Origin of the sequence: Sulfurospirillum multivorans DSM 12446 (assembly GCF_000568815.1) — a bacterium.
GTDB classification, from domain to species: domain Bacteria; phylum Campylobacterota; class Campylobacteria; order Campylobacterales; family Sulfurospirillaceae; genus Sulfurospirillum; species Sulfurospirillum multivorans.
In genome coordinates, this window is record NZ_CP007201.1 from 253,495 (window position 1) to 278,075 (window position 24,581).

Annotated in this window: 26 protein-coding genes and 1 pseudogene; 16 read left to right on the forward strand and 11 right to left on the reverse strand. The window is 36.9% G+C overall.

Annotation, left to right across the window (positions count from 1 at the left end):
* Positions 1 to 45: 45 nt before the first annotated feature.
* A pseudogene (locus SMUL_RS01330) lies at positions 46 to 339 on the forward strand (IS3 family transposase); the annotation flags it as partial.
* 85 nt (positions 340 to 424) lie between these two features.
* Here the strand turns inward: SMUL_RS01330 and SMUL_RS01335 are convergent.
* The 7 genes from SMUL_RS01335 to SMUL_RS01365 are packed head-to-tail and all read right to left on the reverse strand — an operon-like array spanning position 425 to position 8,262.
* Positions 425 to 1,672, reverse strand: coding sequence for a radical SAM protein (locus SMUL_RS01335; RefSeq protein WP_025343467.1), 1,248 nt, complete (start codon positions 1,670 to 1,672; stop codon positions 425 to 427).
* Positions 1,672 to 2,457: a helix-turn-helix domain-containing protein gene (locus SMUL_RS16445; RefSeq protein WP_158506015.1), complete on the reverse strand. Its 786-nt coding sequence runs from the start codon at positions 2,455 to 2,457 to the stop codon at positions 1,672 to 1,674. The genes SMUL_RS01335 and SMUL_RS16445 overlap by 1 nt, the downstream gene beginning before the upstream one ends.
* Before the next feature lie 15 nt (positions 2,458 to 2,472).
* Positions 2,473 to 3,489, reverse strand: a complete 1,017-nt coding sequence (locus tag SMUL_RS01345; protein ID WP_025343469.1) for a 4Fe-4S dicluster domain-containing protein — start codon at positions 3,487 to 3,489, stop codon at positions 2,473 to 2,475.
* Positions 3,490 to 3,514: 25 nt separating this feature from the next.
* The gene (locus SMUL_RS01350) at positions 3,515 to 4,171 is read right to left on the reverse strand and encodes a TorD/DmsD family molecular chaperone (RefSeq protein ID WP_025343470.1); all 657 of its coding nucleotides are present in this window, start codon (positions 4,169 to 4,171) and stop codon (positions 3,515 to 3,517) included.
* Positions 4,168 to 5,025 (reverse strand): dimethyl sulfoxide reductase anchor subunit family protein, encoded by an 858-nt coding sequence (locus SMUL_RS01355; protein WP_025343471.1) that lies wholly within the window; start codon positions 5,023 to 5,025, stop codon positions 4,168 to 4,170. Before SMUL_RS01355 ends, SMUL_RS01350 begins: the two co-directional genes overlap by 4 nt.
* A 1-nt stretch (position 5,026) precedes the next feature.
* Positions 5,027 to 5,599 carry a 4Fe-4S dicluster domain-containing protein gene (locus SMUL_RS01360; protein ID WP_025343472.1) on the reverse strand — a complete coding sequence of 191 codons (573 nt, stop codon included), beginning with the start codon at positions 5,597 to 5,599 and terminating at the stop codon, positions 5,027 to 5,029.
* A gap of 17 nt (positions 5,600 to 5,616) precedes the next feature.
* The gene (locus tag SMUL_RS01365) at positions 5,617 to 8,262 is read right to left on the reverse strand and encodes a molybdopterin-dependent oxidoreductase (RefSeq protein ID WP_025343473.1); all 2,646 of its coding nucleotides are present in this window, start codon (positions 8,260 to 8,262) and stop codon (positions 5,617 to 5,619) included.
* 740 nt (positions 8,263 to 9,002) lie between these two features.
* On the opposite strand from SMUL_RS01365, the gene istA reads away from it, so the two are divergent.
* Together istA and istB are read left to right on the forward strand one after the other, a co-directional pair.
* Entirely contained in the window at positions 9,003 to 10,091 is a 1,089-nt protein-coding gene (gene istA, locus SMUL_RS01370; RefSeq protein WP_168156756.1) for an IS21 family transposase, read from the forward strand.
* Positions 10,082 to 10,900 (forward strand): IS21-like element helper ATPase IstB, encoded by an 819-nt coding sequence (istB, locus tag SMUL_RS01375; protein ID WP_025343253.1) that lies wholly within the window; start codon positions 10,082 to 10,084, stop codon positions 10,898 to 10,900. Before istA ends, istB begins: the two co-directional genes overlap by 10 nt.
* 24 nt (positions 10,901 to 10,924) lie before the next feature.
* Here istB and SMUL_RS01380 read toward each other — a convergent pair whose 3' ends face one another.
* A complete protein-coding gene (locus SMUL_RS01380; protein ID WP_025343474.1) occupies positions 10,925 to 11,116 on the reverse strand; it encodes a hypothetical protein in 192 nt (63 codons plus the stop codon).
* A gap of 256 nt (positions 11,117 to 11,372) precedes the next feature.
* Between SMUL_RS01380 and greA the strand changes: the two genes are divergently transcribed.
* The 6 genes from greA to SMUL_RS01410 are packed head-to-tail and all read left to right on the forward strand — an operon-like array spanning position 11,373 to position 17,407.
* Complete coding sequence (gene greA / locus SMUL_RS01385) at positions 11,373 to 11,870, forward strand: transcription elongation factor GreA (protein WP_025343475.1); 498 nt, start codon at positions 11,373 to 11,375, stop codon at positions 11,868 to 11,870.
* A gap of 1 nt (position 11,871) precedes the next feature.
* Positions 11,872 to 12,885, forward strand: coding sequence for an N-acetyl-gamma-glutamyl-phosphate reductase (argC, locus tag SMUL_RS01390; protein WP_025343476.1), 1,014 nt, complete (start codon positions 11,872 to 11,874; stop codon positions 12,883 to 12,885).
* Positions 12,875 to 13,609 carry a UDP-2,3-diacylglucosamine diphosphatase gene (locus SMUL_RS01395; RefSeq protein WP_025343477.1) on the forward strand — a complete coding sequence of 245 codons (735 nt, stop codon included), beginning with the start codon at positions 12,875 to 12,877 and terminating at the stop codon, positions 13,607 to 13,609. Before argC ends, SMUL_RS01395 begins: the two co-directional genes overlap by 11 nt.
* Complete coding sequence (locus SMUL_RS01400) at positions 13,602 to 14,552, forward strand: chemotaxis protein (protein ID WP_025343478.1); 951 nt, start codon at positions 13,602 to 13,604, stop codon at positions 14,550 to 14,552. Before SMUL_RS01395 ends, SMUL_RS01400 begins: the two co-directional genes overlap by 8 nt.
* A gap of 10 nt (positions 14,553 to 14,562) precedes the next feature.
* Positions 14,563 to 16,899 carry a hybrid sensor histidine kinase/response regulator gene (locus tag SMUL_RS01405; protein WP_025343479.1) on the forward strand — a complete coding sequence of 779 codons (2,337 nt, stop codon included), beginning with the start codon at positions 14,563 to 14,565 and terminating at the stop codon, positions 16,897 to 16,899.
* Between the two features lie 13 nt (positions 16,900 to 16,912).
* Entirely contained in the window at positions 16,913 to 17,407 is a 495-nt protein-coding gene (locus SMUL_RS01410) for a chemotaxis protein CheW (RefSeq protein WP_025343480.1), read from the forward strand.
* A 51-nt stretch (positions 17,408 to 17,458) separates the two neighbouring features.
* On the opposite strand, the gene SMUL_RS01415 is transcribed toward SMUL_RS01410, so the two are convergent.
* Positions 17,459 to 18,373: a methylenetetrahydrofolate reductase gene (locus SMUL_RS01415; RefSeq protein ID WP_025343481.1), complete on the reverse strand. Its 915-nt coding sequence runs from the start codon at positions 18,371 to 18,373 to the stop codon at positions 17,459 to 17,461.
* 134 nt (positions 18,374 to 18,507) lie between these two features.
* Between SMUL_RS01415 and serB the strand changes: the two genes are divergently transcribed.
* From serB to SMUL_RS01430, 3 genes are read left to right on the forward strand one after another with little or no spacing between them, the layout of a single operon-like run.
* Complete coding sequence (gene serB, locus SMUL_RS01420) at positions 18,508 to 19,128, forward strand: phosphoserine phosphatase SerB (protein WP_025343482.1); 621 nt, start codon at positions 18,508 to 18,510, stop codon at positions 19,126 to 19,128.
* Positions 19,129 to 19,140: 12 nt separating this feature from the next.
* Positions 19,141 to 20,139 carry a transaldolase gene (locus tag SMUL_RS01425; protein ID WP_025343483.1) on the forward strand — a complete coding sequence of 333 codons (999 nt, stop codon included), beginning with the start codon at positions 19,141 to 19,143 and terminating at the stop codon, positions 20,137 to 20,139.
* Positions 20,140 to 20,154: 15 nt separating this feature from the next.
* Positions 20,155 to 20,460, forward strand: a complete 306-nt coding sequence (locus SMUL_RS01430; RefSeq protein WP_025343484.1) for a hypothetical protein — start codon at positions 20,155 to 20,157, stop codon at positions 20,458 to 20,460.
* Here the strand turns inward: SMUL_RS01430 and SMUL_RS01435 are convergent.
* On the reverse strand, positions 20,423 to 20,887 hold the full coding sequence (locus SMUL_RS01435; RefSeq protein ID WP_084613060.1) for a transposase family protein: 465 nt from the start codon (positions 20,885 to 20,887) through the stop codon (positions 20,423 to 20,425). The two genes, SMUL_RS01430 and SMUL_RS01435, sit on opposite strands and share 38 nt — an antisense overlap.
* Positions 20,809 to 21,270, reverse strand: a complete 462-nt coding sequence (locus SMUL_RS01440; protein WP_025343414.1) for a transposase family protein — start codon at positions 21,268 to 21,270, stop codon at positions 20,809 to 20,811. Before SMUL_RS01440 ends, SMUL_RS01435 begins: the two co-directional genes overlap by 79 nt.
* Positions 21,271 to 21,316: 46 nt before the next feature.
* Here SMUL_RS01440 and SMUL_RS01445 point away from each other — a divergent pair, with 46 nt between their 5' ends.
* The 4 genes from SMUL_RS01445 (at position 21,317) to SMUL_RS01460 (ending at position 24,518) form a co-directional block, all read left to right on the forward strand.
* A complete protein-coding gene (locus SMUL_RS01445) occupies positions 21,317 to 22,276 on the forward strand; it encodes a type IV pilus twitching motility protein PilT (RefSeq protein WP_025343485.1) in 960 nt (319 codons plus the stop codon).
* A gap of 66 nt (positions 22,277 to 22,342) precedes the next feature.
* The gene (locus SMUL_RS01450) at positions 22,343 to 22,879 is read left to right on the forward strand and encodes a 50S ribosomal protein L25/general stress protein Ctc (RefSeq protein WP_025343486.1); all 537 of its coding nucleotides are present in this window, start codon (positions 22,343 to 22,345) and stop codon (positions 22,877 to 22,879) included.
* An 8-nt stretch (positions 22,880 to 22,887) separates the two neighbouring features.
* Positions 22,888 to 23,463, forward strand: coding sequence for an aminoacyl-tRNA hydrolase (pth, locus tag SMUL_RS01455; protein WP_025343487.1), 576 nt, complete (start codon positions 22,888 to 22,890; stop codon positions 23,461 to 23,463).
* Positions 23,460 to 24,518 (forward strand): LptF/LptG family permease, encoded by a 1,059-nt coding sequence (locus SMUL_RS01460; RefSeq protein ID WP_025343488.1) that lies wholly within the window; start codon positions 23,460 to 23,462, stop codon positions 24,516 to 24,518. The genes pth and SMUL_RS01460 overlap by 4 nt, the downstream gene beginning before the upstream one ends.
* The last annotated feature ends 63 nt before the right edge of the window (positions 24,519 to 24,581 follow it).

Consider the following 24,581-nt stretch of genomic DNA (forward strand, 5'->3'; position numbering starts at 1 on the left):
TACAATTTTAGGAATTATCCGATGTTGACACAGAATCTTGAACACTACCGCTCATACGAGTGGCAAGCACTTCTCCAAAAATACAACCTTATCCCTAGTATGAGCAGGCGAGGAAATTGTTATGATAATGCAGTTGCTGAGAGCTTTTTTAAAACATTTAAGCGTGAATGTGTCAAAAAGCAGATTTATATTACACGAGAAGAAGCACAATCAGACATATTTTACTACATCGAAATGTTTTATAATTCAACTAGAAGGCATAGTTATCTTGGTTATATTTCACCCAATGAATTTGAAAAAAGATATAATGAGAAATTAAATATGGCTTCGCAGAATTAAATTGTGTCTACAAATTTGGGGTCATTCCAAAAATAATAGCAGTACGTTCCAAAGAAATTATGGAAAGATATAGAGTTTCATTTATTTAGATAGTTTGCAAAATAAAATTTTTCTGATCAATTTTTTCAATTTTTAATTCTTTAATAAAAACATTACTATTGATCTCTTCAATTATATTATATGACATACCAATATCTATATTTACCATATCAAATAATGTTATATATTTAGGATGAAACTCTAAAAAATTATAATCATCATTCTTATTATATTGAAGAAGATTATTTTTTCTTAACACATGTTCAACACAATGTATGTCATTATCATATACTTTTGCACTTTTTAAAAAATAATCTTTCTCACTAAGATAAAACCATTTGTCAATAGGATATGCTGTATTGTATTGATATATTTGTCCCAAATGTTTATTTGCTAATGAACAATAATGAATACCCATTTTAAAATTATTTTGTTTAGCAAATCTAAGTAATTTAAGGCTGTCTTCTTCACTTCCTGCAATAGCTAAACCACCGGAATACCAATAGTTATAATATACTTGAAATGGTGGATATTTCAATAAAAAACCTCTTCTTATAAATTCTTTTTCATTGTGCAATGGAAAACAAAATTCAAGCAAATTAATACCCCTAACTCCAATGCTTTCTAAAGTAGTTATAATGTTTTCCATATGTGAATATGTCTTTGGAATGACTGGCATTTCTACAATAACATCAGGTATATAATATCTTGCTTCTTCAATTTTTTCTAAAATATCTGCCTGTTTTTCTAATGAATCTTCAAGCTTAATGCTAAATCTAATTTCTTGTAAGTTGCAGTTTTTTAATTTTTTTAAAATAAACGTATCAATTAATTCTCCATTAGTATATAAACGTTTGTGAATTTTTGAGTTAAATCTTTCTATTCTCTGAAAAAAATTTATAGCCTCTTTTTTATGTAACAAGGGTTCACCACCAGTGAGAGCGACATATTGTATTCTTGGATTTTCTTTTAAAAGGTGATTGGCTATTGATTGCCCTTTTTTAATATTTTGAGTATTGTCTAAAAAATCAATTTGATTTGGATTAAAACAAAAATAACAGCTTTTATTACATTTAAGTGATAAAAAATCTGAACGAGAATCAATACCTTTTTCACATGCAATACATGCAGAAGATTTAAAATTAATATATTCACTTGGTGAATACATTCTATCGCTTGAATAAATATTATGTTTATCAAATTTGAGGCCATATTGTTGTTCAATACTATTTATAAAGTCGTTCTCAATTTTATTATACATTTGAATGGATGTCGCAAGATTATTAGGAATCATTAATTCATCCCTAATGTAAATTTTATTGGCTGGTACAGGAAAACTTTTTTAAGAGGCAAATATCCCCATCTATAATTACAAATAGCGCCTGATTGCATTACAGTATCATAACAAAATGGAAAACATGGAACTATACTTAAAATTTCATTATGAAAATGGTCATTTTTTTCCCAAAAATCCTCTATGGTGTTATTAAAGGGTAAATTAAAAACAGCATTCCACAAATTTAGTTTATTATTGTTATTCATTTTATTTTTTTCTGTGAATAAACGGTCAAGATATTCTTGAATAATAACTTTATCTTCTATTAAATCAGCATTCCTCCAATATCCTTCAATATTCATGTGAAATTCATCAGCAAATTCTAAAAAACTTAAAAAACATATTCCTTTGTTTGTTATTCCCATTAATGCTTTGCCTAAAGGGCTTTGACCTATACCATATGTAATTTTTGTTTGATAGCCAAAATGTTTATATTGATCAGGGCTAACAGCACAACTTTTTATAAAAATATCATATAACCTGGAAGAACTAGATAAGCCTAAATCTAGGGTATTATCTAAAAGAGTTTTATTAATTCTAAGATTTTTCTTTGCATCATTTAAAATTCTCATATGTAAAAATTGAATAGGAGTAATCCCTATAAATTCTGTAAATAATCTTATAAAATGATATTTACTTAAATGCACAGTTTGTGCCAATTTTTCAATATTTGTACTGTTCAGATTTAAAATAATGCTATCAACATTAGTGATAAACTGACTAATTTTTTCAAATTTTTTCATACTTCCCATACTTTTTTATGAGTTAAAAAAATTATAAATATTCTTTTGACTTTTGCACTCAATACACATAGTATCTTCTTCATTGGGCATAAAATTACCACATATAGTACATTTTTTAGGAGTGATTTTTATTGTTGCATAATTTATTAGTGAGTTTTTTGCGTTATATGACTTTAATCCAAGGTTTCCTTTGAATAAACAAACGGTTTGACATAACATGCATTCCATACATCTCAAGGGTGAATGCTCATAAATAATATAATTTTTAGACTTTGTAATAGATATCGCGTTATTAGGGCACATTTTTTCACAAATAGCACATCCAATACAATTTGCTTGGATATCTAATGTTTTCCATCCATGATCTTGATCATATTGTTTTAAATATTTAAACATAATTTTTCGACTAACATCATTTAGTAGGTGAAATTCTGGATCATCAATGAAATCCTTCGCATATTTTTTAAATAATTTAAATATTTCACGCTTTCTAATTTCAGAATTCACTACTTTATCTTCAATAAGAACCCTTTTATGGTACTCTACCCCTAAAAACTCTTGTGCCCTATGTAAAGATTTTTTGAAAATGTCTAAATGAGATGTTAAATTACATGTAGAACAAGTATCCATGAAAAAAATCACAGGCTTTTTTAGTGCTGCATAAACAATAAATTCCCAAGGAAGGGAAGCAATACAAAAAAGTTTTAAATTCTTATAATTTTGACTTTTTTCACAGCCTATATATATGAAGTCATCAGATGTTTCATTCAATGCCTGCCAAATTGATAATGCATTTTTTTTTGAAAAGGAAATAGAACGAGTTGGGCAACCAACTAAGCATAAATTACAATCTATACATTCTTCAGAATTTATTTTAGTATAGGGGGTTGTTTTCATAATCTGTTTTGGACAGACCGTCTCACAGTTATTACAAGGTTTTTTACTTTGCAAAGTATTTAAACATGTATCAATATTTTTAGATACATGTGAAGAATAGTACTTCATATCAATTGTTGTTAAAAAACCACTCATAATAATGTCCCTCTAAATATCAATATTAACTAAAATATTGTTGTAAAAATTTTTTATCAGCAATAAGAAAACTAGATAAATGCCATGCAATTTGCTTGATATATATGCTCTCACTCTCATTCAATTGATTTGCATATAAATTAATCCATTGGAGTAAATGATTTTCTAGAAATAGCAAGCTATCGCCAATCACATTAACATCTTTTTCATCTTCACATAAAAGGCCTGCTAGGTAAAGCATATAATTTAATTCGAACATAATATGATCATCTGAAACATGAGGATACTCTTTTGGAAGAAGATTATATTTCTGATATTCACTCCTAACTTGTAATGTATACTCAGTAAAAATGACATTTTCTTTTTTACGATATACACTTTCCCATGGTGGCGCTACAAGTTTATGTGGGCCAATCATCAATTCAGTATATTCCTTTTGTAACCTATTCTTGAATTGACTATTTCCAAAATTATTAGCCAAATTTATTACAAAATTATAGTAGTCTATATTATTATAGATATTTTCCGCTATCTCAAAAGTTTTCTTAAATTCATTACTTGTCAAAAAGCTAATATCATCTGTATCTAAAGCTTTTGAGAATAATAGGTAAAATGACTTGTAGAGATACACTCTACAAGCCAAAATTAAATCCAAATCTGATATATATGTTAACTTTTTCATTGCAAACCTATAGTACTTGTTTGCATTGCTAAATAAAAAATTAATTTTGCTAATAATGCAGCAGTAGTTAGTAATAACGCTGAAATTATACTGGAATTTATCGCAAGTTGATTATTGCTGACCTTTTCAAATCCAATAAATTCAAGAAAATTCTTCAAATAGTACAAAACTATTGATAATCCTCCAGTAATCCATGCTAATAACATAACATCTTTATATGAATAAAGTATTTCTGCACTTTTTTGTATGACATTATTTCCGTTGGCTAAAGATAAACCATGGAAGACATAAGAAATAGCTAAAATACTCGCTGAAACAATAGTAATAGCTCCTAAAAAGACATATTCTTTACTTGAATATTCAATATTTGCGCCAATACTGTAGAAAATTGCTCCTAAAGCTATGGCTGAAGCATAGTATTCAATATAGGTATGGTTTGTATGCCAAAAAGGGACACTTGTATAAATATAAACATTACTCATTGCAAGTAATGTAAATATTCCAACTATAGCTGAAAGAGAACCAAAGATTTTTTCAAGACTTCTTTGATTTTTGAAGCTAACAAATAAATATATTATTGTAAAAATGGTAAAAGTACTAACTGATAAAATTTCTCTTGAAAGCCAGGACGTTTCTATATTTACTATAGAATAATAAACATGGAATGGATAACCTAAATGTTTCAAGGAGACAAGAGAACCAATAATTGCGCATATAGCAGCTATACTAATTACTCTCTTATTCGTTTGACCATTTTTGAAACTATAAAAAACTTCAAATAGAATCATACCTATTGATATTTCAACCAATATCGTAAAAAGACTAAGTCCTAATTCTCCAAAAAAATGTTCCATCTTATAGCTCCTTGATTTTAAAATACTTATCAAATGCTTGTGCCTTTGGCTTAATCAATATACTTGGTTGAGTAATAGATGACTGTGGCAAAATAGGAAGATCTTTTATATACGCAGAATCTTCTTCTATGTTATCTAAATCAACAATCTCCAAACAACGCATAACACAAGAATCAACACAAGCTGGATTTTGCCCTTTATTTTGTAAATCTTGGCACATATTACATTTAGCAACCATTCCAGTTTTTTCTATGTACTGTGGTACACCATATGGACAATTCCATGTACAATATTTACATCCAATACATTTTGAATCATCATGTTGCACACTACCATCAGAACTTATATGCATTGCGCCAGTTGGACACCCTTTAACGCATTTTGGATCACGACAGTGATTACATGTGGCAGTATAGTGATACATCTTGGCATTGGGGAAAACGCCTGTTTCAAAACTTACTACTTTCCTAAAAAAAGTACCTACATCTAAGTTGTTTTTATCTTTACATGCTATTTGACAAGTTTTACAACCAATACAGCTAGTCATATCTAGTTTAAAACCTTTTTTTCCCATAATTATCACTCCTTGATTTATAAAACAATTCTTTGTGGTTTTTTAACATCATTTATAAGCTGGTCATTGAATTTACTTATATTTACAATACAACTATTGTAGCCTGACACCCCTTGCCCTGTTGCAAATTGACCAGATAGCGTATTATCCGCCCCACCCTTATCTATACCTGTTTTAGGATCAACATCACTCCATGCACCATGTGGCAATGCAACAACTCCTGGCATTAAACACTCTGTAACTAATGCATTTCTCAATACTTTTCCATATTCATTTTCTACCAAAACAGTATCACCATCTTGTAAATTTTTTATCTTTGCATCATATGCATTGATAAAAATTGGATTTTTCCATGCTTCTTGAAGCCATTTGATATTATCAAAAACAGAATGTGATCTTCTCAAATAATGTGGGGTTATTAATTGAAATGGATATTTACCTTTTTTCTTTTTTTGCCAATTCTCAAAGGTATCTACATAACCATCTTTAACATTGATGTATGTAGGTATTGCCTTAATTGTTGAGAATCCCATTCGATTAACTTTTTGAGCTAGTGTTGGAGAACAAATTTCTAACTTACCAGTTTGTGTTGTTAATGGATATGCATCAGGATTTTTTCTAAACTTTTCATAGGCAATATAACCAAAATTATCACCTTGGAAACGTTCAACTTGATATACACCATTTTCTTTGAATTTTTTATAAGAAATTTTTCCTTTTTGCGTTTTACCGATAACACCTAATTCTTTAATATCTTCCTCTGTAATAGTTACAAGAGGTGAATATGTTTTCCCATCATCATTAACAACTTGAATAGTTGTTAATTCATTAAAATATTGTTGTTTTTCATCAAAAGGATAAACATCTTTTTCACTAATTCCAAGTTTCTTTGCAAGTTCTTTTGCAATCCATTGCTCAGATTTAGCTTCATAGAGAGGATTTGTAACTTGTGAATAGTGAATAATCATTTCTCTATTACCACTATGAATCAAATTACCACCTAAAAAACCTCCAAATTGTTCCCATGGTGTAATAATTGGTAAAACAATATCAGCATATTTTGCATTTGTTGTCAAAAATTGACCATGAGCAACAACTAAATCTACTTTTTTGTGGGCTTCTATTCCTCGTGCCATACCATCATTGGTTTGTAATAATGCACTCGCTGCATGATAGATAACTTTAATATTAATATTTCTTAATTCACCTTTACTATATTGCGTCGGTGAAGCGAAGGAGCCTTGACCGGTAAAAGTATATTTTCCATCAAGAATAGCATTCCATAACTCATTGGCATTAATTGTGTCATCGATAGGATTTAGAATGGCTGGCAATCCTTTACTCCCAGCTTTTACAAGTGCTGGACCACCATTCCCTGAAGTACAATGCATTGTACTTCCTGTCATATGTCCTGATTTACCCATATGTCCGGTCATAGCACCAATAGTCATAATTAATTGTGGTAAATTATCAGAATTTCTAGTTCTTGCAGATGCCATACCACATAAGATAGCAACCTTATTATTCTTACCAATAGTTAATGCTAATTGCTTAATTTCATTTTCGTTAACACCACAAATATCCGATGCCCATTTTGCATTTTTAGGTTGTTTATCATATGTTCCAAGAACATAATCTTTAAAATTATCTTCTTTTTTCATATTGTCTGGCATGTGATCCGCATCAAATCCAATAGTACATTTTGATAAGAAATCCCAATCTATAAGGGGCTGGTGTATTGGATCATCCATTACTAATAAAGAGTGTGCAACACCAAGTAATAATGCAGTATCTGTGGATGGACGTGTTGGTAGCCATTTGGCTTCAAGAAGGTTATGTGTTTCATTATACATTGGATCAATTGCAATAAATTGCGCACCTGCTTTCTTTGCTTGCAAGTAATTTAAGGTAGAACTACCCATCGCACTCCATGCTGGATTCATACTAATCATAACGATTGTGTCACAATTTCTTAAATCAAATCTATCATTAACAGTTTGATCCCAAACTCCCAATTGCATAAAACCAACTGTTGCAGGTGTTAAAGACCAACTTCCAAAAGAATTTGTATTCCAACATTCTGTATATCCACCAAAAAGTCCTAAAGTTCTTGAAATATCAGTAATGGCGCTATTCCATCCAGCAGATATTAAAATTGAATTATTACCAGATTCTTTTTTTGTTTTTTTTAATTCATCTGAAATATAATTGAATGCCTCATCCCAAGAGATTCTTTCCCATTCATCTTGACCACGTAAGTTTTTATCACCGCCACCAGGTTTCCAATGTTTTCTCTTCATTGGATATTTTAATCTATCAGCACCAAAAACCTGTTTTCGCTGGCTCCTACCACGTAAACATCCTCTTTGTTGTGGGAAATCAATACTATCTGAATGGGTGTCATCTGTTTTTTGTCTAATGACAATTCCTTCTTTTACTAGTGCTTTATTTACACATCTACCACCACAGTTATGCCAACAAGCTGCTGTAATCCATTGTCCCTCATCAATGTCCTTAGATACTTCTTTTGTAGATAATTTATTTATTAACGTATTATCAGAAGTTGCCACAGAAGTAGAAGCTGCTGTTAATGCAGCAGCTTTTAAAAAATCGCGCCTATTAAATTTTTTTTCATTTACACCAATGGAATCAACATAAGACATTTTTATCCTCCAAAACTAATTTTTTAGAATAATATTTAATAAAGAAAGTTATATCAATCTGAATATTGCGATTTTATAGAACACTAAAAGTTCATTTGAGAATAAATCTTTAGAACTGCAAGATAATATTAATTATACCCAAACTGCTAGTTGAACAGCAAGGCTTTTTTGTCATCACTAAGCTTCAAAAAGCAGTTGATAGCGTAAGTGTCAAACGAAGTGTAGAACTAGGCATATATTTTTAAAAACTATCCCTTTTGTTTAGGCTTTTAACAAAATTATACATGCAAAAAATTGCACTTCGCCTGATAGAAGATAAAAAAGTTATTGTAGTGATTGATGTTTTGTTCTTTTTGAAGTCTTTGAATGACTGCATTTTTAACACTTTCACATTCACAGACTATGACAACTTTATGTGGTTTTAGCAGGTTGTATTTCTCTGATAGGACTCTTTTTGAAATTGCAAAGACATGAACACATAATTGTTCAAATAGCCTTTTGACATCTTGACCGTTATGCTGCTCAAATAAATAAAGGTGCTTTTGACATCTTGACCGTTATGCTGCTCAAATAAATAAAGGTGCTTTTGACTGTCAGACGAAGTGCTAAACTCGTCAGTTGAAAATGTAATTTGAACGTTGCATTTTGATTTAAAACCTTAAGAAACCAAGTTAAATTGGTTAAACTCCATTTTCAAATTTCTGGAAAGGAGTTGAGTGTTAAAAAAAGGTGAAATTAAAATGATAAAGAAGTTTTTAGCTGAGGGTTTGAGTAAGAGTGCCATTGCACGAAAGTTAGGTATTTCAAGAGATACCGTAAGGCGTTACGCCAATCTTCCTGATGATTATGTTCCTCATATTAATCGACCTCCTGTCATCAATAGTGTTGATCCTTATCTACCGCATATTGCCAAGATGTTAGAGATGGCAGAAGCGACGAAAAGTGAAATCCCTTTAACGGTTATTTATGAAGAGATTAAGAAGCTAGGCTATGAGGGAAGTTTGCGTTGGTTGCAGCAAGTTATCCAAAGATATGAGTTAAGAAGTCGAGCCAAATTGGATGAACCTATCATTCGCTTTGAAACCAAACCTGCCCAACAGATGCAAGTCGATTGGATAGAGTTTCCAAAGGATAATTTATCAGCATTTGTGGCAACGATGGGATATTCTAGGGCTTCGTATGTGGAATATGTCAATAATGAGAAGATAGAGACGCTCATTGGATGCCATATGAATGCCTTTAGCTACTTTGGAGGTGTTCCAACGGAGTGTTTGTATGACAATATGAAAACGGTTATTTTAGGACGGAATAGTTATGGCAGAGGCAAACATAAACTCAATCCACTCTTTGAGGACTTTGCCAAACACTGTGGCTTTAGCATCAAAGTCTGCAAACCCTACCGTGCCAAGACCAAAGGAAAAGTAGAGAGATTTAACCATTATCTACGGTATAACTTTCATAATGGATTGATAGTGAGACTTTCTATGAAGCATTATGCATTAACGCTGGATAATGCGAATGCAGAAGTGCTCAAATGGTTGGATAATACCGCCAATAAACGCATCCACCAAACAACATTACAGATACCATTTGAATTATTAGCACAAGAGCAGCTGCAACTGCGTCCTGTGCCTAAAGCCTATCAAGGAATCCACCCTAAAGCTTTGATTGAAAGTGTAGCTAAAAAATATACGCCAATCAATTCATACCATGACATCGATAAGCTCTACATTCCCCATCGTGACATTCAATGCTACGATGAGTTTATCCCGATCGTTGCCAATATTATTCTTCCAGTTGGATTATACGGTGGTGCATTATGGAATTAATTGTATCCATTGAAGCACTCTGTAAAGAGCTGAATCTCTCCACCATTAGTACACACTATCATGAGATAGCAACAACAGCAGCCAAAGAGAATTGGCAGTATGTTCAGTTCCTTGAGGAACTCTTACGCCAAGAGGTGGATAATCGCTTAGGACGCTCCAAAAACACATTGACAAAGCTTGCAGGCTTCCCCGTTATTAAAACCCTAGAGCAATTTGATTACACTTTCTCAGTAGGCGTAAACAGAAAACAGATTGAAGAGTTATCCAATCTCACCTTTGTAAAGAAGCATGAGAATATCATCCTCTTAGGTGAAAGCGGTGTGGGTAAAACCCATCTGGCTATTGCTCTAGCATTAAGAGCTGTACAACATCGCTACAAAGTGAGATTTACCACCATCAGTGAACTCTTAAGCAGTGCCAATAGAGCTAAAAAAGAGAAAAAATACGATAGCTTTCTCAAATCCATCACAAGCCCATCGGTTCTTGTTATCGATGAGATTGGATACTTTAATATGAGTAAAGAAGAAGCTAATCACTTTTTTCAAATTATCTCTAAACGCTATGAAAAAAGCTCCACCATCTTTACATCAAATTTGGTATTCAGTAAATGGGTTCAAGTATTTGCAGGGGATAAAATCGTTACAACAGCTATTTTAGATAGAGTATTACATCACTCACATATCATCAATATTCAAGGAGACAGTTACCGACTTAAAGAGAAAAAACTAACAGGAGTTTTACACTCAGAAATCTATAAGTTTGAAGCTAAATCTTCAAACCTAGAAGGTCAAAATTCAGAGGTGGTTTAAGTTTCAATTCGCAACTTTCTTACATTAAAAACTGACGACTTCTGCGCTTCGCTTGACACTTTTTTTATAAGTAGTTTTTAAATAATCAAAAAAGCCTAGAATTGAACCCTCATTATTTAAAATTGTGAGAGAGTCGTATTTTTGACCATCACATGTAAAAGAAATATCCAACTTATCCTTGGCAACATCTACACCAACAAAAACAACTTTACGCATGGTAAATCCTTTTTTATGTATAATGTGTACTTCTTTATACTTGTAAACGTGATCTAGTCACTAGATTATTATTAAAAGTTAGTACACGAAAACCCCTATCTTCATTTAAAGCTTAAAGCCTAAGGTATAATTCGGGGTTAAACGTGTATATCGTGAGAATCAAGTAACTTTTAACACGAATAATTCAAAGAGTATTAAAAGGATGAATGACAAAAAGCATCTTACAAGGTATAATGGAAGATATTAAGGAGTGAAAATGAGCAATGCAAAAGAACCAATGACCGAATACGGTTACAAAAAATTAATGAATGAACTGAATGATCTTAAAAAAAAGCAACGACCGGAGACGGTTATTGAGCTTGATATTGCGAGAAGCCACGGCGATTTAAAAGAAAATGCGGAATACCATGCCGCGAAAGAGCGTTTAGCGTTTATTGATGGGCGTATTGGGGAACTCAGCGATCTTGTATCGCGCGCGCAAGTGATTGACCCAACCACGTATGAACATGAGAAAATTCGCTTTGGTTCGACCATTATGTTGGAAAATTTAGAAACCAACGAAGAGGTGACGTACACCATCGTGGGAAGTACGGAGAGCAATCCGGACCTAGGGCTCATTTCGTACTATTCACCTTTAGCGATTCAGTTAATGGGACGAGGAGAAGGTGAAGAAGTAACCATCAAACTGCCTTCAGGCAAACAAGTGTATGAGGTTTTAGAAGTCGCATACCGTGAGATCAATTTCGAGGGATAACATGGCAAAAATAGACGTAGCCATCATCGGCGCAAGCGGTTATACAGGCTTAGAGCTGATCAAAATTTTGATCAATCACCCCCATTTTAACATTAGCTACATCGCAACCACAGAAGGCGGCATCAAAGCGAGCGAATTGCATCCAAGTTTACTGGGCGTTTTCGAGCAAGAGGTTTTAAAAGCAGATGCTTCAGTCGTTGCCAAGCATGCTAAGCTCGCTTTTTTAGCGCTTCCGCATAAAGCGGCGATGGGGTTTGCGAAAGAGCTTTTGGGTTTACATGTAAAGGTAGTTGACCTTTCCGCGGATTATCGTTTGGAGTTAGAAGCGTATGAGAAACACTACTGTGAACATGAAGATAAAGAGCATTTAAAAGAGGCTATTTACGGGCTTCCTGAGATCAATCGTGCCAAAATCAAAGAGGCGAATCTGATTGCCAATCCAGGGTGTTATCCAACGGCTTCGATTTTGGGAATTTTACCGTTTTTGAGTTATCTTAAAAAAGATGCGCCCATCTTTATTGATGCAAAAAGTGGTGTGTCGGGTGCGGGTAAAAAACCGAGTGCGACAGCGCATTTTGTCACCATCAATGAAAATATCTTTGCCTACAATCCGCTCAAACATCGCCATGAGCCAGAGATTTCTGAAAAACTCCGACTTGTGAGTGGACATCCGTTTGAGGTGAATTTTGTACCGCATTTATTGCCTGTGAGTCGTGGCATGTTGGTAAGCTCGTATTTGCAAACCAATGAGGTGATTGACGCGAAAGCGATTCTTCAGGATTTTTATAAAAATGAACGTTTTGTACGTATCCGCGAAGTACCTGTGGATATTAAATCAACCGCAGGAACGAACTTTTGCGATATTTTTGTGAGCCAAAAAGGCAAATCCATTTTTGTCTCATCAAGCATCGACAACCTTTTACGGGGTGCGTCCGCCCAAGCGGTCGTGAATGCCAATCTGATGTGCGGCTTTGAAGAGTCCGCAGGAATCCCTATTATCGCCTATGTCCCCTAATCTTATCATCCAAGAAGGAGCGCTTTTTATTGCCGATGCGCATGATTCAGATGAGCGCTCTTTCTTCTTTGATTTCCTTTTACATGTAAAGCAAAATCCTCCACCCCAACTCTTTTTAATGGGCGATATGTTCGACCTTTTGGTGGGCAGTGTTGCGCATGGGGTTCAACAGTACCAACGCTATATTGATCTGATTGAGGCGCTTGGAAAAAGTTGTGAAGTTTACTATTTTGAGGGCAATCACGACTTTGATCTCTCCAAACTCTTTAACCATGTAAAAGTGATTCCGATTGAATCACAACCACTTACATGTAAACTTCCCAGTGGCAAAACCTGCTTGTTGTTGCATGGCGATAAGTATGGAACGCTTCTTAATCGCACGTATACCAAAATCATCCGCAATCAAAGTGTCTTAAAAATCCTTAATTATATTGATAAAAGAACAGGCGCTTCAATCTCAAAAAAGATCCAAAATGATCAACGCACGAAAAAATTGTGCAAGACCATCGAGCATTTTGCAACGCAAATACAACGCAAGCTTCATTTTTACCCCCAAACGGACGTTATTGCAGAGGGACATTACCATCAGAATGTCGATTTTATGGTCTCTGGCGTGCATTATGTAAATTTTTCCTCTTTTGCGTGCGATCAAAGTTACTTTAGTGTACAATCTTCCTCAGAGACAGAATTTGCGCAAAAGCAACTAAGGGGCTGCAATGGCTAAAGAGAGTATTTTGAAAGTAGGCTCTAATGAAATGGAGCTGGTGGACTTCCGTATTTTTAAAAAGGAAGAAAACGGGGTGTATGAGGGAATTTACGGTGTGAACGTTGCGAAAGTGCGCGAGATCATCAAAATTCCTAATTTAACAGAACTTCCAGGCGTTCCTGATTATATCGAGGGAATTTTTGACCTTCGTGGCATCGTAATTCCTGTGGTAAATCTTGCAAAATGGATGAACATTAAAGAGCCGGATGATGGATCGATTAAACCTCGTATTATCATTACGGAGTTTAGCGACATTTTGATCGGTTTTGTGGTGCATGAAGCCAAACGCATTCGTCGTATCAGCTGGAAAGATATTGAGCCAGCATCGTTTGTTGCGGGCATGGGCTCACTGGATAAGAGTCAGATTACAGGTGTAACGCGTATTGAAAATGACGATGTACTTTTGATCTTAGATCTTGAGAGCGTGGTTCAAGCACTGGGCATTTACCAACCGAAAATGGATATTAATGATGACCAAATTCTTAAAGTAGAAGGCACCGCACTCATTTTGGATGACAGTATGACGGCTCGAAAGCTTGTCAGCGATGCGCTTAAAAAGATGGGCATGCGTGTGGTTGAAGCCAAAGATGGAATGGAAGGGATGCAAAGACTCAATGAGCTTTACGCAACCTACGGTGATCGTTTAACCGATGAGGTCAAAATTATTATCAGCGATGTCGAGATGCCTCAAATGGATGGATTTCACTTTGCAGCCAATGTGAAAGAGGATGCCAGATTTAAAAACATTCCGATCGTTTTTAACTCTTCAATTAGCGATCATTTTAGCGAGATCAGGGGCAAAGAGGCGGGCGGTGAAGCCTACTTAACGAAGTTTGATGCAGGAATTTTCTACAAGGAAGTCTCAAAAGTCATCAAATCACACGTGAAAACAGCACAATAGGGGTAGAACGATGGAAGATATTCAAGAAATTTTAGAAGATTTTTTGGTTGAAGCGTTCGAACTTATTGAACAACTTGATCAAAACTTAGTGGAGCTTGAGTCCAATCCCGATGATTTGGAACTGCTCAACAGTATTTTTAGGGTCGCACATACGATTAAAGGATCATCATCCTTTTTAAATTTTGACATTCTAACAGGTCTCACACACCACATGGAAGATGTTTTAAATAAAGCACGCCATGGTGATTTGAAACTCACACCTGAGGTTATGGATGTGGTTTTGGAGTCTATTGATTTGATGAAAAGCTTGCTTCATGCCATTCGTGACAGTGGAAATGACACTTCAGCGGGTATTGATATTACGGATATTTGCCGTCGTTTGGACATCATCTCTAATGGTGAATCTGCCGCCAATGTTGTCGTAACACCAGCGGAAGTGGATGAGTCTCCAACCCCTACGTATGAAGAGGATGATAACACAGACTACTCCAAACTAAGCGACAAAGAGGTCGAAGACGAAATTGAACGTCTTTTGAAAATGCGTAAAGAAGAAGACCGCAAACGTAAAGAAAACACCAGTGCTGCTAAAGCGGCGGCTGTGCCTACACCATCGTTTGAGAGTTTGAAAGACAGCGATGAAGAAGTAGCACCAAAAGCGGCGGCTGAACCTGTTGTTGCAAAACGCGCTTCAGCCGAAGCGAATGCGCCAGCTAAAAAAGAGTCAGCCAGTGCGATGGAGCAAACCATTCGTGTTGAGGTTAAGCGACTAGATCACTTAATGAACCTTATTGGTGAGCTGGTTTTGGGTAAAAACAGACTTTTAAAAATTTACGACGACGTGGAAGAGCGTTATGAAGGTGAAAAGTTCTTAGAAGAGCTGAACCAAGTGGTTTCATCGATTTCACTCGTCACAACCGATCTTCAAATTGCGGTTATGAAAACCAGAATGCTTCCAATTGCAAAAGTCTTTAACAAATTCCCAAGAATGGTAAGAGACCTCTCTCGTGAACTTGGAAAGCAGATCGAACTTGAAATTTCAGGTGAAGAGACCGAGCTTGATAAGTCCATCGTTGAAGAGATTGGCGATCCACTGGTGCATATTATTCGTAACTCATGCGATCATGGTATTGAAGATGGTGCGACCAGACGAGCGCAGGGTAAATCCGAGATGGGACTCATTCAGCTTAAAGCGTACAATGAGGGAAATCACATTGTTATTGAGATTACCGACGATGGTAAAGGACTTGATCCTGATCTTCTTCGTTCAAAAGCAGTTGAAAAAGGTATGATTACCGAGCGTGAAGCCGATGCAATGACCGACAAAGAAGCCTTTGCATTGATCTTTAGACCATCATTGTCTACTGCGAAAGTGGTAACAAACGTTTCAGGTCGTGGTGTGGGAATGGATGTTGTTAAAACCAACATCGAAAAACTCAACGGTATCATTGATGTCGACAGCGAAGTTGGACATGGTACGGTGATTAAACTCAAAATTCCTCTTACTTTAGCGATTATTCAAGCCTTGCTTGTCGGTGCGCAAGAGGAGTACTATGCGATTCCTTTGGCGTCTGTTTTAGAGACGGTTCGTATACCATTGGATGAGATTTATACGATTGAAGGCAAAAATGTTTTAAGACTTCGTGATGAAGTGCTCTCTTTGGTTCGCCTCTCAGACATCTTTGGTGTCAAACAGGTGTATGAAGGTGGCGAGCATACCTATGTGGTTGTTATCGGACTTGCAGAGTCTAAACTGGGTGTTGTGGTTGACACATTGGTAGGTCAAGAAGAGATTGTTATTAAATCACTCGGTGATTACCTCCAAGGCATCGAAGGCATCGCGGGTGCTACGATTCGAGGAGATGGACGTGTGACATTGATCGTCGATGTTGCCGCTCTTATGAATCTTGCAAAAGGCATCACGGTTGATATTCGTGCGAGTGCAGAAACCGTTGTGAAGACCAAAACGGTACCAAGCGACTACATCGTTTTAGCGGTGGATGATAGTGCGATGGATCGTAACATCATGAAAAAATCGATGGAACCTATTGGGGTTAAAGTGCTTGAAGCCAGCAATGGTCAAGAAGCTCTTAACATGCTCAAATCGGCTGAATACAGCATCGATGCGGTTTTGATTGATATTGAGATGCCGCGCATGGATGGATACACGTTAGCGGGCGAGATTCGTAAATACTCGAAGTACAAAAACCTTCCACTCATTGCAGTAACATCTCGTACGTCTAAATCAGACAGACTTAGAGGCGTTGAATCAGGTATGAGTGAATACATCACCAAGCCATACTCTCCCGAATATCTCGAGAGTGTTGTGCGAAAAAATATAAAACTATAAGTGGGGCAAAACGATGAATGATAAACTCAATCAAATTCTTAAAAAACAGCAAGAACAAGTTGATGAGCCGCACAAAAAAGAGGATGATGTTATTCAACTGGTCGGATTTATTATAGGGCAAGAAGAGTACGCGGTGCCCATTTTAAGCATTCAAGAGATCATTAAACCGATTGAATACACAAGGGTTCCCAGTGTGCCAACGTATATCTTAGGTGTCTTTAACCTTCGCGGAAGCGTCATTCCTTTGATTGATCTTAGAAGCAAGTTCAAAATGGATCCAGCTAAAGTGACGGAAGATACGCGCTACATCGTTATGAAGGGTGTCGATAATACCGCAGGCTTTGTGATTGATCGTCTCACAGAGGCGATTCGTATCAAAAGCAGTCGTATTGGACCACCACCTGAAACGATTCATGCGGAAAAAGGGATGGTGTACGGCATTGGAATGCGGGATGAAAATATCTTGACAATTCTCAAAGTCGAACAACTCTTAAAACGCGATTTCTAAACCCTTGTAAAGCGCCAAATCAAAAGGTTTGGCGCTTTACATGTAAACACCTTAATACTTCACCAAATCTGCGACCAATTCAAAGTTATTGGCACTCATTATATGAATCTTTGGATGAATCTTTTTAAGTTCTAAAAAGGCATTTAAAGAGAGTTCAAACCCTACTTTTTTCTCTTCTTCTTCACTGATTTTTTTAGCATGTGCTAGTTTGTCCATCCAGATAGAAGGCACATGAATGCCTGGAACGTGCGCGCTCAAAAATTGAGCGGTACGCAGTTTGATAATCGGAAAAAACCCTAAAATGAGTTGCGCTTGGCTCTGCTCTTTGTTGATCTCGGCTTTGGCATCTTTGAGTAAGTCTAAAAGCATTTTCGCATTTTCAACGCTGTAAACAGGTTGGGTGATGATGCCCACCGCGCCATGTTTGATCTTTGTTGCCATCTTTTTCATTAAATTTTTAGGGGTATTGGCATGTGCATTGCACACCGCAAAGGAGTAAATGGGTTTGGGTTGCGTTTTAAACGGTTTTCCCGAGTAGTCAATGCCTGCATTAAAGCACTGAATGATTTCTAACAGAAGCGTACTGTTTCCTTCAAAAACCCCTTTAACGGCGGGTTGATCACTTGCGCTCGCTGGGTCTCCCGTAAGGGCGAGAATCGTGCGCAGATCAAATCCATTGGCGCCCAAAAGGTCCGATTGTAAGGCGACTTTATTGCGGTCTCGCATGCTCATTGTCGCGATGACGGGTTTATGAAACTGTGTTTGAAGTTTGAGCGCGCCAAAAAGGGCATTGAACTTAAGACGTGCGAGCGGATTGTCGGTGGTGCTAAAGCCATCCACAATTTTATCCAGTCCAAACGTCGCAATTTTTTCAATAATCGGCTCAAACGTTGGCTCGTGCATCGGGGTTGTCTCAAGCGTCAAGAAGGTGTCATGCTTTAATTTTTCAATAAAATTTTCAATCATTTCGTTTATCCATTCGGGTGAACTTTGGCGTATTATAACTTAAACGCTGAAAAAGAGGTAATTGTTTTATGTTTTATTGCCTAAGCAAGATACTGCTATAATAAGTGCCTTAAGAATCACAAGGAGCAGTCTGGATGAAGTTGTGTGTGTTTGATTTTGACTCAACGCTGATGGATGGCGAAACCATCGATTTTCTAGCCAAAGCGCATGGAGTCGAAAAAGAGGTTTCAACGATAACTGAAGCTGCGATGCGTGGAGAGCTTGATTTTTTCGAGAGTTTGAGCACACGTGTAGGGCTTTTAAAAGGGATGAACGCCAAAATTGCAGAAGAGATGTGCGCTTGCTTACCTCTGATGAATGGTGCCAAAGAGGCAATCTCTGGACTGAAAGCCAAAGGCTATACGGTAGTCGTTTTTAGCGGAGGTTTTCGCATCGCAACGACACCTGCTAAAGCGATTTTAGGGTTTGATGTGGACTTTGCGAATGTTTTACATGTAAGAGATGGACATCTTAGTGGACTGGTCGGTGGCGACATGATGTTTGGTTTTTCCAAAGGTGATATGCTAAGACGCTTGCAAAATCTTTTACATGTAAGTTATGAAAATACGATTGCCGTGGGTGATGGCGCGAATGACATCTCGATGTTTGAATGTGCGGCGAAGAAAGTAGCCTTTTGCGCCAAACCGATTTTGAAAAATGCAGCGAATATCGTGATCGATGAGAAAGATATGCGCAATCTTCTCCAATTTATTTAAAAGAGTCAAACAATGTATAACAATGAACTGAAATTTTCGTTATGGTGTGATTTTGTGGAGCGAAGCTTCCTTGAGGGTGAATTTGGCGAGTTGATCGCAAACAATGTTGTTAATGCGGCAACGAGTAATCCTTCTATTTTCCAAGCCGCTTTTTTAGGCTCGCCTGCGTATGCAGAAGATAAAGCCAAACTCCAAGGCAAATCGGCTAAAGAGATTTATGAAGCGCTGGCGATTAGCGACATTCAACTCGCCGCCAAAAAGCTTTTAAGTTCGTATGAAAAAGGCGATGATGGCTTTATCAGCATCGAAGTAGACCCTTTCTTATGTGACGATACCGAAGCGACCGTAGAAGAGGGCAAACGCCTTTTCAAAGCGATCGGTTATCCTAATGTGATGATCAAAGTACCAGCTACGGAGGCTGGTTTTAGTGCGATGGAAGCGCTTTTGAGCGAAGGCATAAATGTCAATGCTACTCTTGTTTTCTCTGACACTCAAACCAAAGAGTGTATTAAAGCCTTTGGCAGTGCGAATAAAACGTTAGTCGAAAAAGGGGTTAAAAAACTGCCTCAAGCGGTCATCAGCATCTTTGTCAGTCGTTTTGATCGTAAGTTGGATGGTGAACTTGCAAAGATTGATTTTGTAACATCACGTGTGGGCATTATGAACGCCATGCGTTGCTATGAGCTCATTCAAAATGCAAAGTTACCCAATGTGAGAACGTTGTTTGCGAGTACAGGCGCTAAAGGCGATAAGCTGAGTCCTGATTATTACATTAAAGAACTTTTGCTTCCAAACTCGATCAATACCGCTCCACTTGCAACCATTAAAGCATTCATTGCCTCTTCTAAAGCGTGCAAGCCTATCGAGCTTAGATCGGACTGGATTGAGAACTTTTTTCACTCTGTAGAAGCCAATGGCATCGATATGAACGTTGTATGTGATGAATTGATGGATGAGGGTTTACGTGCCTTTAAAGAAGCTTTTGTAGAGATTTTAAACGAACTCAAATAGACAAAGGATGCCCAAATGGCAGCAGTTGAAGTCAATGTAAGCGAACTCACATTTGAGATGACCAAAAAGCTGAAGTTTTATCTCAGTAAGCTGGTTGAGCACAAAGGAAGCGATTTACATGTAAAGACAGGAGCGACAATTCGTGGGCGTATTCATGGTGAAATTGTCTCCTTTTCAAAAGAAGCGCTTGGATACCAAGATGGACTGACGTTGGCAAAAGAGCTTTTACGAAGTCGTTTCCCTGAGTTGGTTGAGAAGAAAAACATTAGACATCTTGCAAAACTCATTTGTATTCCACAGCAAAACCACGGTCAAAGTTGATTAATCCACATATCAAATTAAAGCGTAGATTGAATCGTTTTCTTCTGTTTCTGTATTTTTGGGTGAGTATCTGAAATGTTTTGATTTTAGCATTCACATGTTCAACACATATTCTAGCACTTGCTTTTTGTCTGTTTTCCTCTTTTTGCTCCTCACTCAAAGGATGAAGTTTGGAGGCTTTATGGGGAATTTGACAATGGCTATGTTCTTTGGCAATACCCAGATATCCCAAATCAACATAAACACAGGTCTTGGGCATCAAGGGGAGATTAGATTCTTGAAACAGTCTAAAATCATGTGTCGTACCTTTAGCGGTATGCACACACATAATCCTCTCCTCTTTATCAATCACAATCTGTCCTTTAAGGGTATGACGCTTTTGCTTACCTGAGTAGTACTCTCTTTGCTTTTTTTGGGTCTTTGACAAGGCGTTTCTGTCGCATCAATGACAACAAAAGAGAGGGCAACATCACTTTTATAGAGTTCTCTCTTGCTTGGCAATGAAAATCTACCAGACTTAATCAACACTTCTTCTACTTCACATACAATCCTTGAAGCCGTTGATTCACTCACACCATAATCAAATCCAATATGTTCAAGGGTGCGATACTCACGATAATAGCCAAGCATCAAAAGTACTTTATTTTCTGGTGAAAGAGATCTCCTCCCTCCTACACCTAATCCTTTTTTACGATTCTCATCGTATTGCCTAAACACCTCTATCATTGCGTTAAATGTCTCTTCATTAACGCCAATATGGCGCTTAAAATCTTTGGGTTTATGCTTTTGCATTTGTTCATATTTTTTCATGCCTCTTGCCAAGCATTTTTAGTGCCTTTTATTTGAGTTTTGCAAGATGTCTATTGACTTCACCTTTAAACTCAACGATGAGTACCGTTTCCGTGTTAATATGTTCTTTCAAGTCGATGGTGTCTCCGCAGTTTTTAGAACGATCCCGATGGTGCTTCCTACGATTGAAGCCCTTCATTTGCCTGATATTTTGAACACGCTGTGCGATCTTCCTCGGGGTCTTATTTTAGTCACAGGTCCTACGGGATCGGGTAAAACAACGACACTTGCTTCGATGATCAATCGCATCAACAAGACGCAAAAAAAGCATATTATTACGATTGAAGACCCCGTGGAGTTTATCTACAAAGATGAATCGTGCGTGGTCAATCAGCGTGCCATCGGGCAAGATGCCATCTCCTTCTCCGATGCGCTTCGTGCCGCACTTCGTGAAGATCCTGATGTTATTTTGGTGGGTGAAATGCGTGATCTTGAAACGATCGAAACGGCGATGCACGCAGCCGAAACCGGTCACTTAGTGCTCTCCACACTGCACACCGTAGATGCAAAAGAGACCATTGGGCGTATCATTGGTATGTTCCCAGGAAGCGAGCAAAACCGCATCAAGATGTCATTGGCGTCTGTTTTGCAAGGCATTGTTGCGCAACGATTGGTTAAAACGGTCGATAATGGACGAACAGCAGCAGTCGAAATTTTGGTCAAAAACGCCCGTATTGAGGCATTGATTTTAGAAGGGCGTGAGGGTGAAATTCCTGATGCGCTTAAAGAGGGAAAAGACGTTTACAAAACCCAAACCTTTGATCAAGCCCTTTTAGGATTGTACGCGGAGGGAAGAATCTCACGTGAAGCGGCGATTCAAACCTCGACCAGTCGCAATGACATTACGATGGCACTCGATTTTTACGATGCCGATAAAAGTCAAAAAGAGACACGCAAAGATGAGACGCGTGTAAGCATCAAAGAGCTTCAAGAGATCGACAAAGACATCCTTAGCTTAAAGAAATAGAAACTTTATACAGCTTTTAGGTTTACTCCTGTACAATTAGCACCTTATTTTTTACAAAGGAAAACTATGTTAGAAGGCATCATTAGAGATAGTATCGAAAAAAAGGCTACCAAAGCGCTTCGTAGAGATGGATATCTAATTGCTAATATTTACGGTAAGGGTGAACAAAACATCAATGCTGCATTTAAAGCAAACGAATTCATCAAAGCAGCAAAGAACAAAGAGACTCTTATTTTCCCAGTCAAAGTTGCTGGTAAAGAGTACAATGTTGTGATCCAAGATTACCAAAGAGACCCAGTAAATAGCAATCTTTTACATGTAGATTTGCGTATTGCACTTCCAGGTGTTCTTAGTAAATATTTAGTGCCTGTTATGCTTGAAGGTCTTCCCGTCGGCACAAAAAACAAAGGCGTTTTGATTCAATCAAAAAAACGTTTAACCGTTAAATGTACAGCAGAAAATTTACCAAACAGCTTCGTCATTGACGTCAGTGGACTTGATGTTGGTAATACTGTTCTCGTACGTGATATCCCCGTTCCAGCAAACGTTATCATCATGGATGAGACACGTGTTTCTGTTGCCGGAGTTATTAAAGCGAAGTAACGCTTATTATGACACTGATCGTAGGGCTTGGAAATCCAGACTTACAATACAAAAACAATCGACATAATGTCGGTTTTATGGTCATCGATGCACTCATCGATGACCAATCTTCTTGCGAAAAAATCACCAAAGCCAATTTCAAAGGCGAGCTTTTTAAAGCCCCTTCGATGCTTCTTCTTAAACCCACAACGTATATGAATCTCTCAGGCGAAAGTGTTAGAGCCGTGGATGATTACTTTAAACCTGATCAAATTATTGTGATTCATGATGATTTAGACCTTCCTTTTGGAACCCTGCGTTTTAAAATCGGAGGTGGTCATGGCGGTCATAACGGGTTAAGATCGATTGATGCACATATTGGTGCTGAGTATATACGGGTGCGCATTGGCATTGGAAAACCCTTGCATAAAAGCGATGTAGCCAAGTATGTGCTTTCTGATTTTTCAGCGTGTCAGCGAGAATTTTTACCCGAAATTCTTTTACATGTAAAGAAAAGCATTCAAGCCCTCCTCTCACAGGATTTAAAAGAAGTTTCGCTACAATACTCCCTTAAACAAACACTGTGCGAGGCGGATAAGGTATGAAACTTTTTGAGAAATACATTGTTAAAAATTATCTCAAAAATTTCTTTGTTATTTTCATAGCGCTTGATCTTTTTTATGTCGGTGTTGATCTGCTTACCAATTACAATAACATTCCCGATTCTGCCAATTTACAGCTACTCTACGCAATTTTCCAAGGGATGAATGCGGTCAATTATGTATTGCCACTCTCTATTGTTTTTGGCATGGTTGTAACCTATTTTGGGATGATCAAATCCAATGAGCTCATTTGTATGTACGCTTCAAGTATCTCAAAACGCTCTTTGGTCAGACCTTTCTTTCTGACGGCTTTGCTCCTAACGCTGGGCTACATTGGGCTTAATTGCACCGAGTTTGCCTATGCGTACGAGTACAGTGCCAATCTTAAAAAATATAACCGTATTTCCACCAGTTCCGAAGATCTTTTCTTAAAACACGATAACCAGTATGTCTATTTTAAGCGGCTTGACCCTCTTAAACAAGTCGCATACGATGTCACTATTTTTGAAGTGGAGAGTGTGGATCTTACCAAGATTATTCGCGCTTCCGTTGCTTCGTTTATTCAAAATCATTGGGTTTTAGAAAATGTCAGCATCATTCATAAACCGCATGTCAGCTCGCTGGATGATACAGGATACCGCACGGAAAGTGTTGAAACACTCAAAACGATGGAAAATTTTAAACCAAAGATCATGGACAATGTGTATCAGAGTGAATATGCACTCTCCATTATAGACGGCATCGATGCGCTACTCTTTTTTGAAACCCAAGGGGTGAATACCCATAAGATCAAAGCGACACTTTTTTACCAACTTTTTTTCCCGCTTTTTGCCCCTTTTTTGATTGTCATTTTGTACTATAAAGCACCTGTTATGGGGCGTTATTTTAATATGGCACTGATTGCTTCTTCGTTTGCCTTTATCACCCTTGTGGTGTGGAGTGGACTCTTTTTGCTCAGCCGTTTGGCAGCCAATGGCGTTATTTTTGCTGAGATTGCTATTTTACTTCCAATTATTCTGCTCTTTTTTACAGCATTACATTTTTACGCTAAACGCTAAATTGGGCTCTATTTAATCATTTTTTGTTGAACTTTTTGATAGAATAGTAAATTATTGTTATCT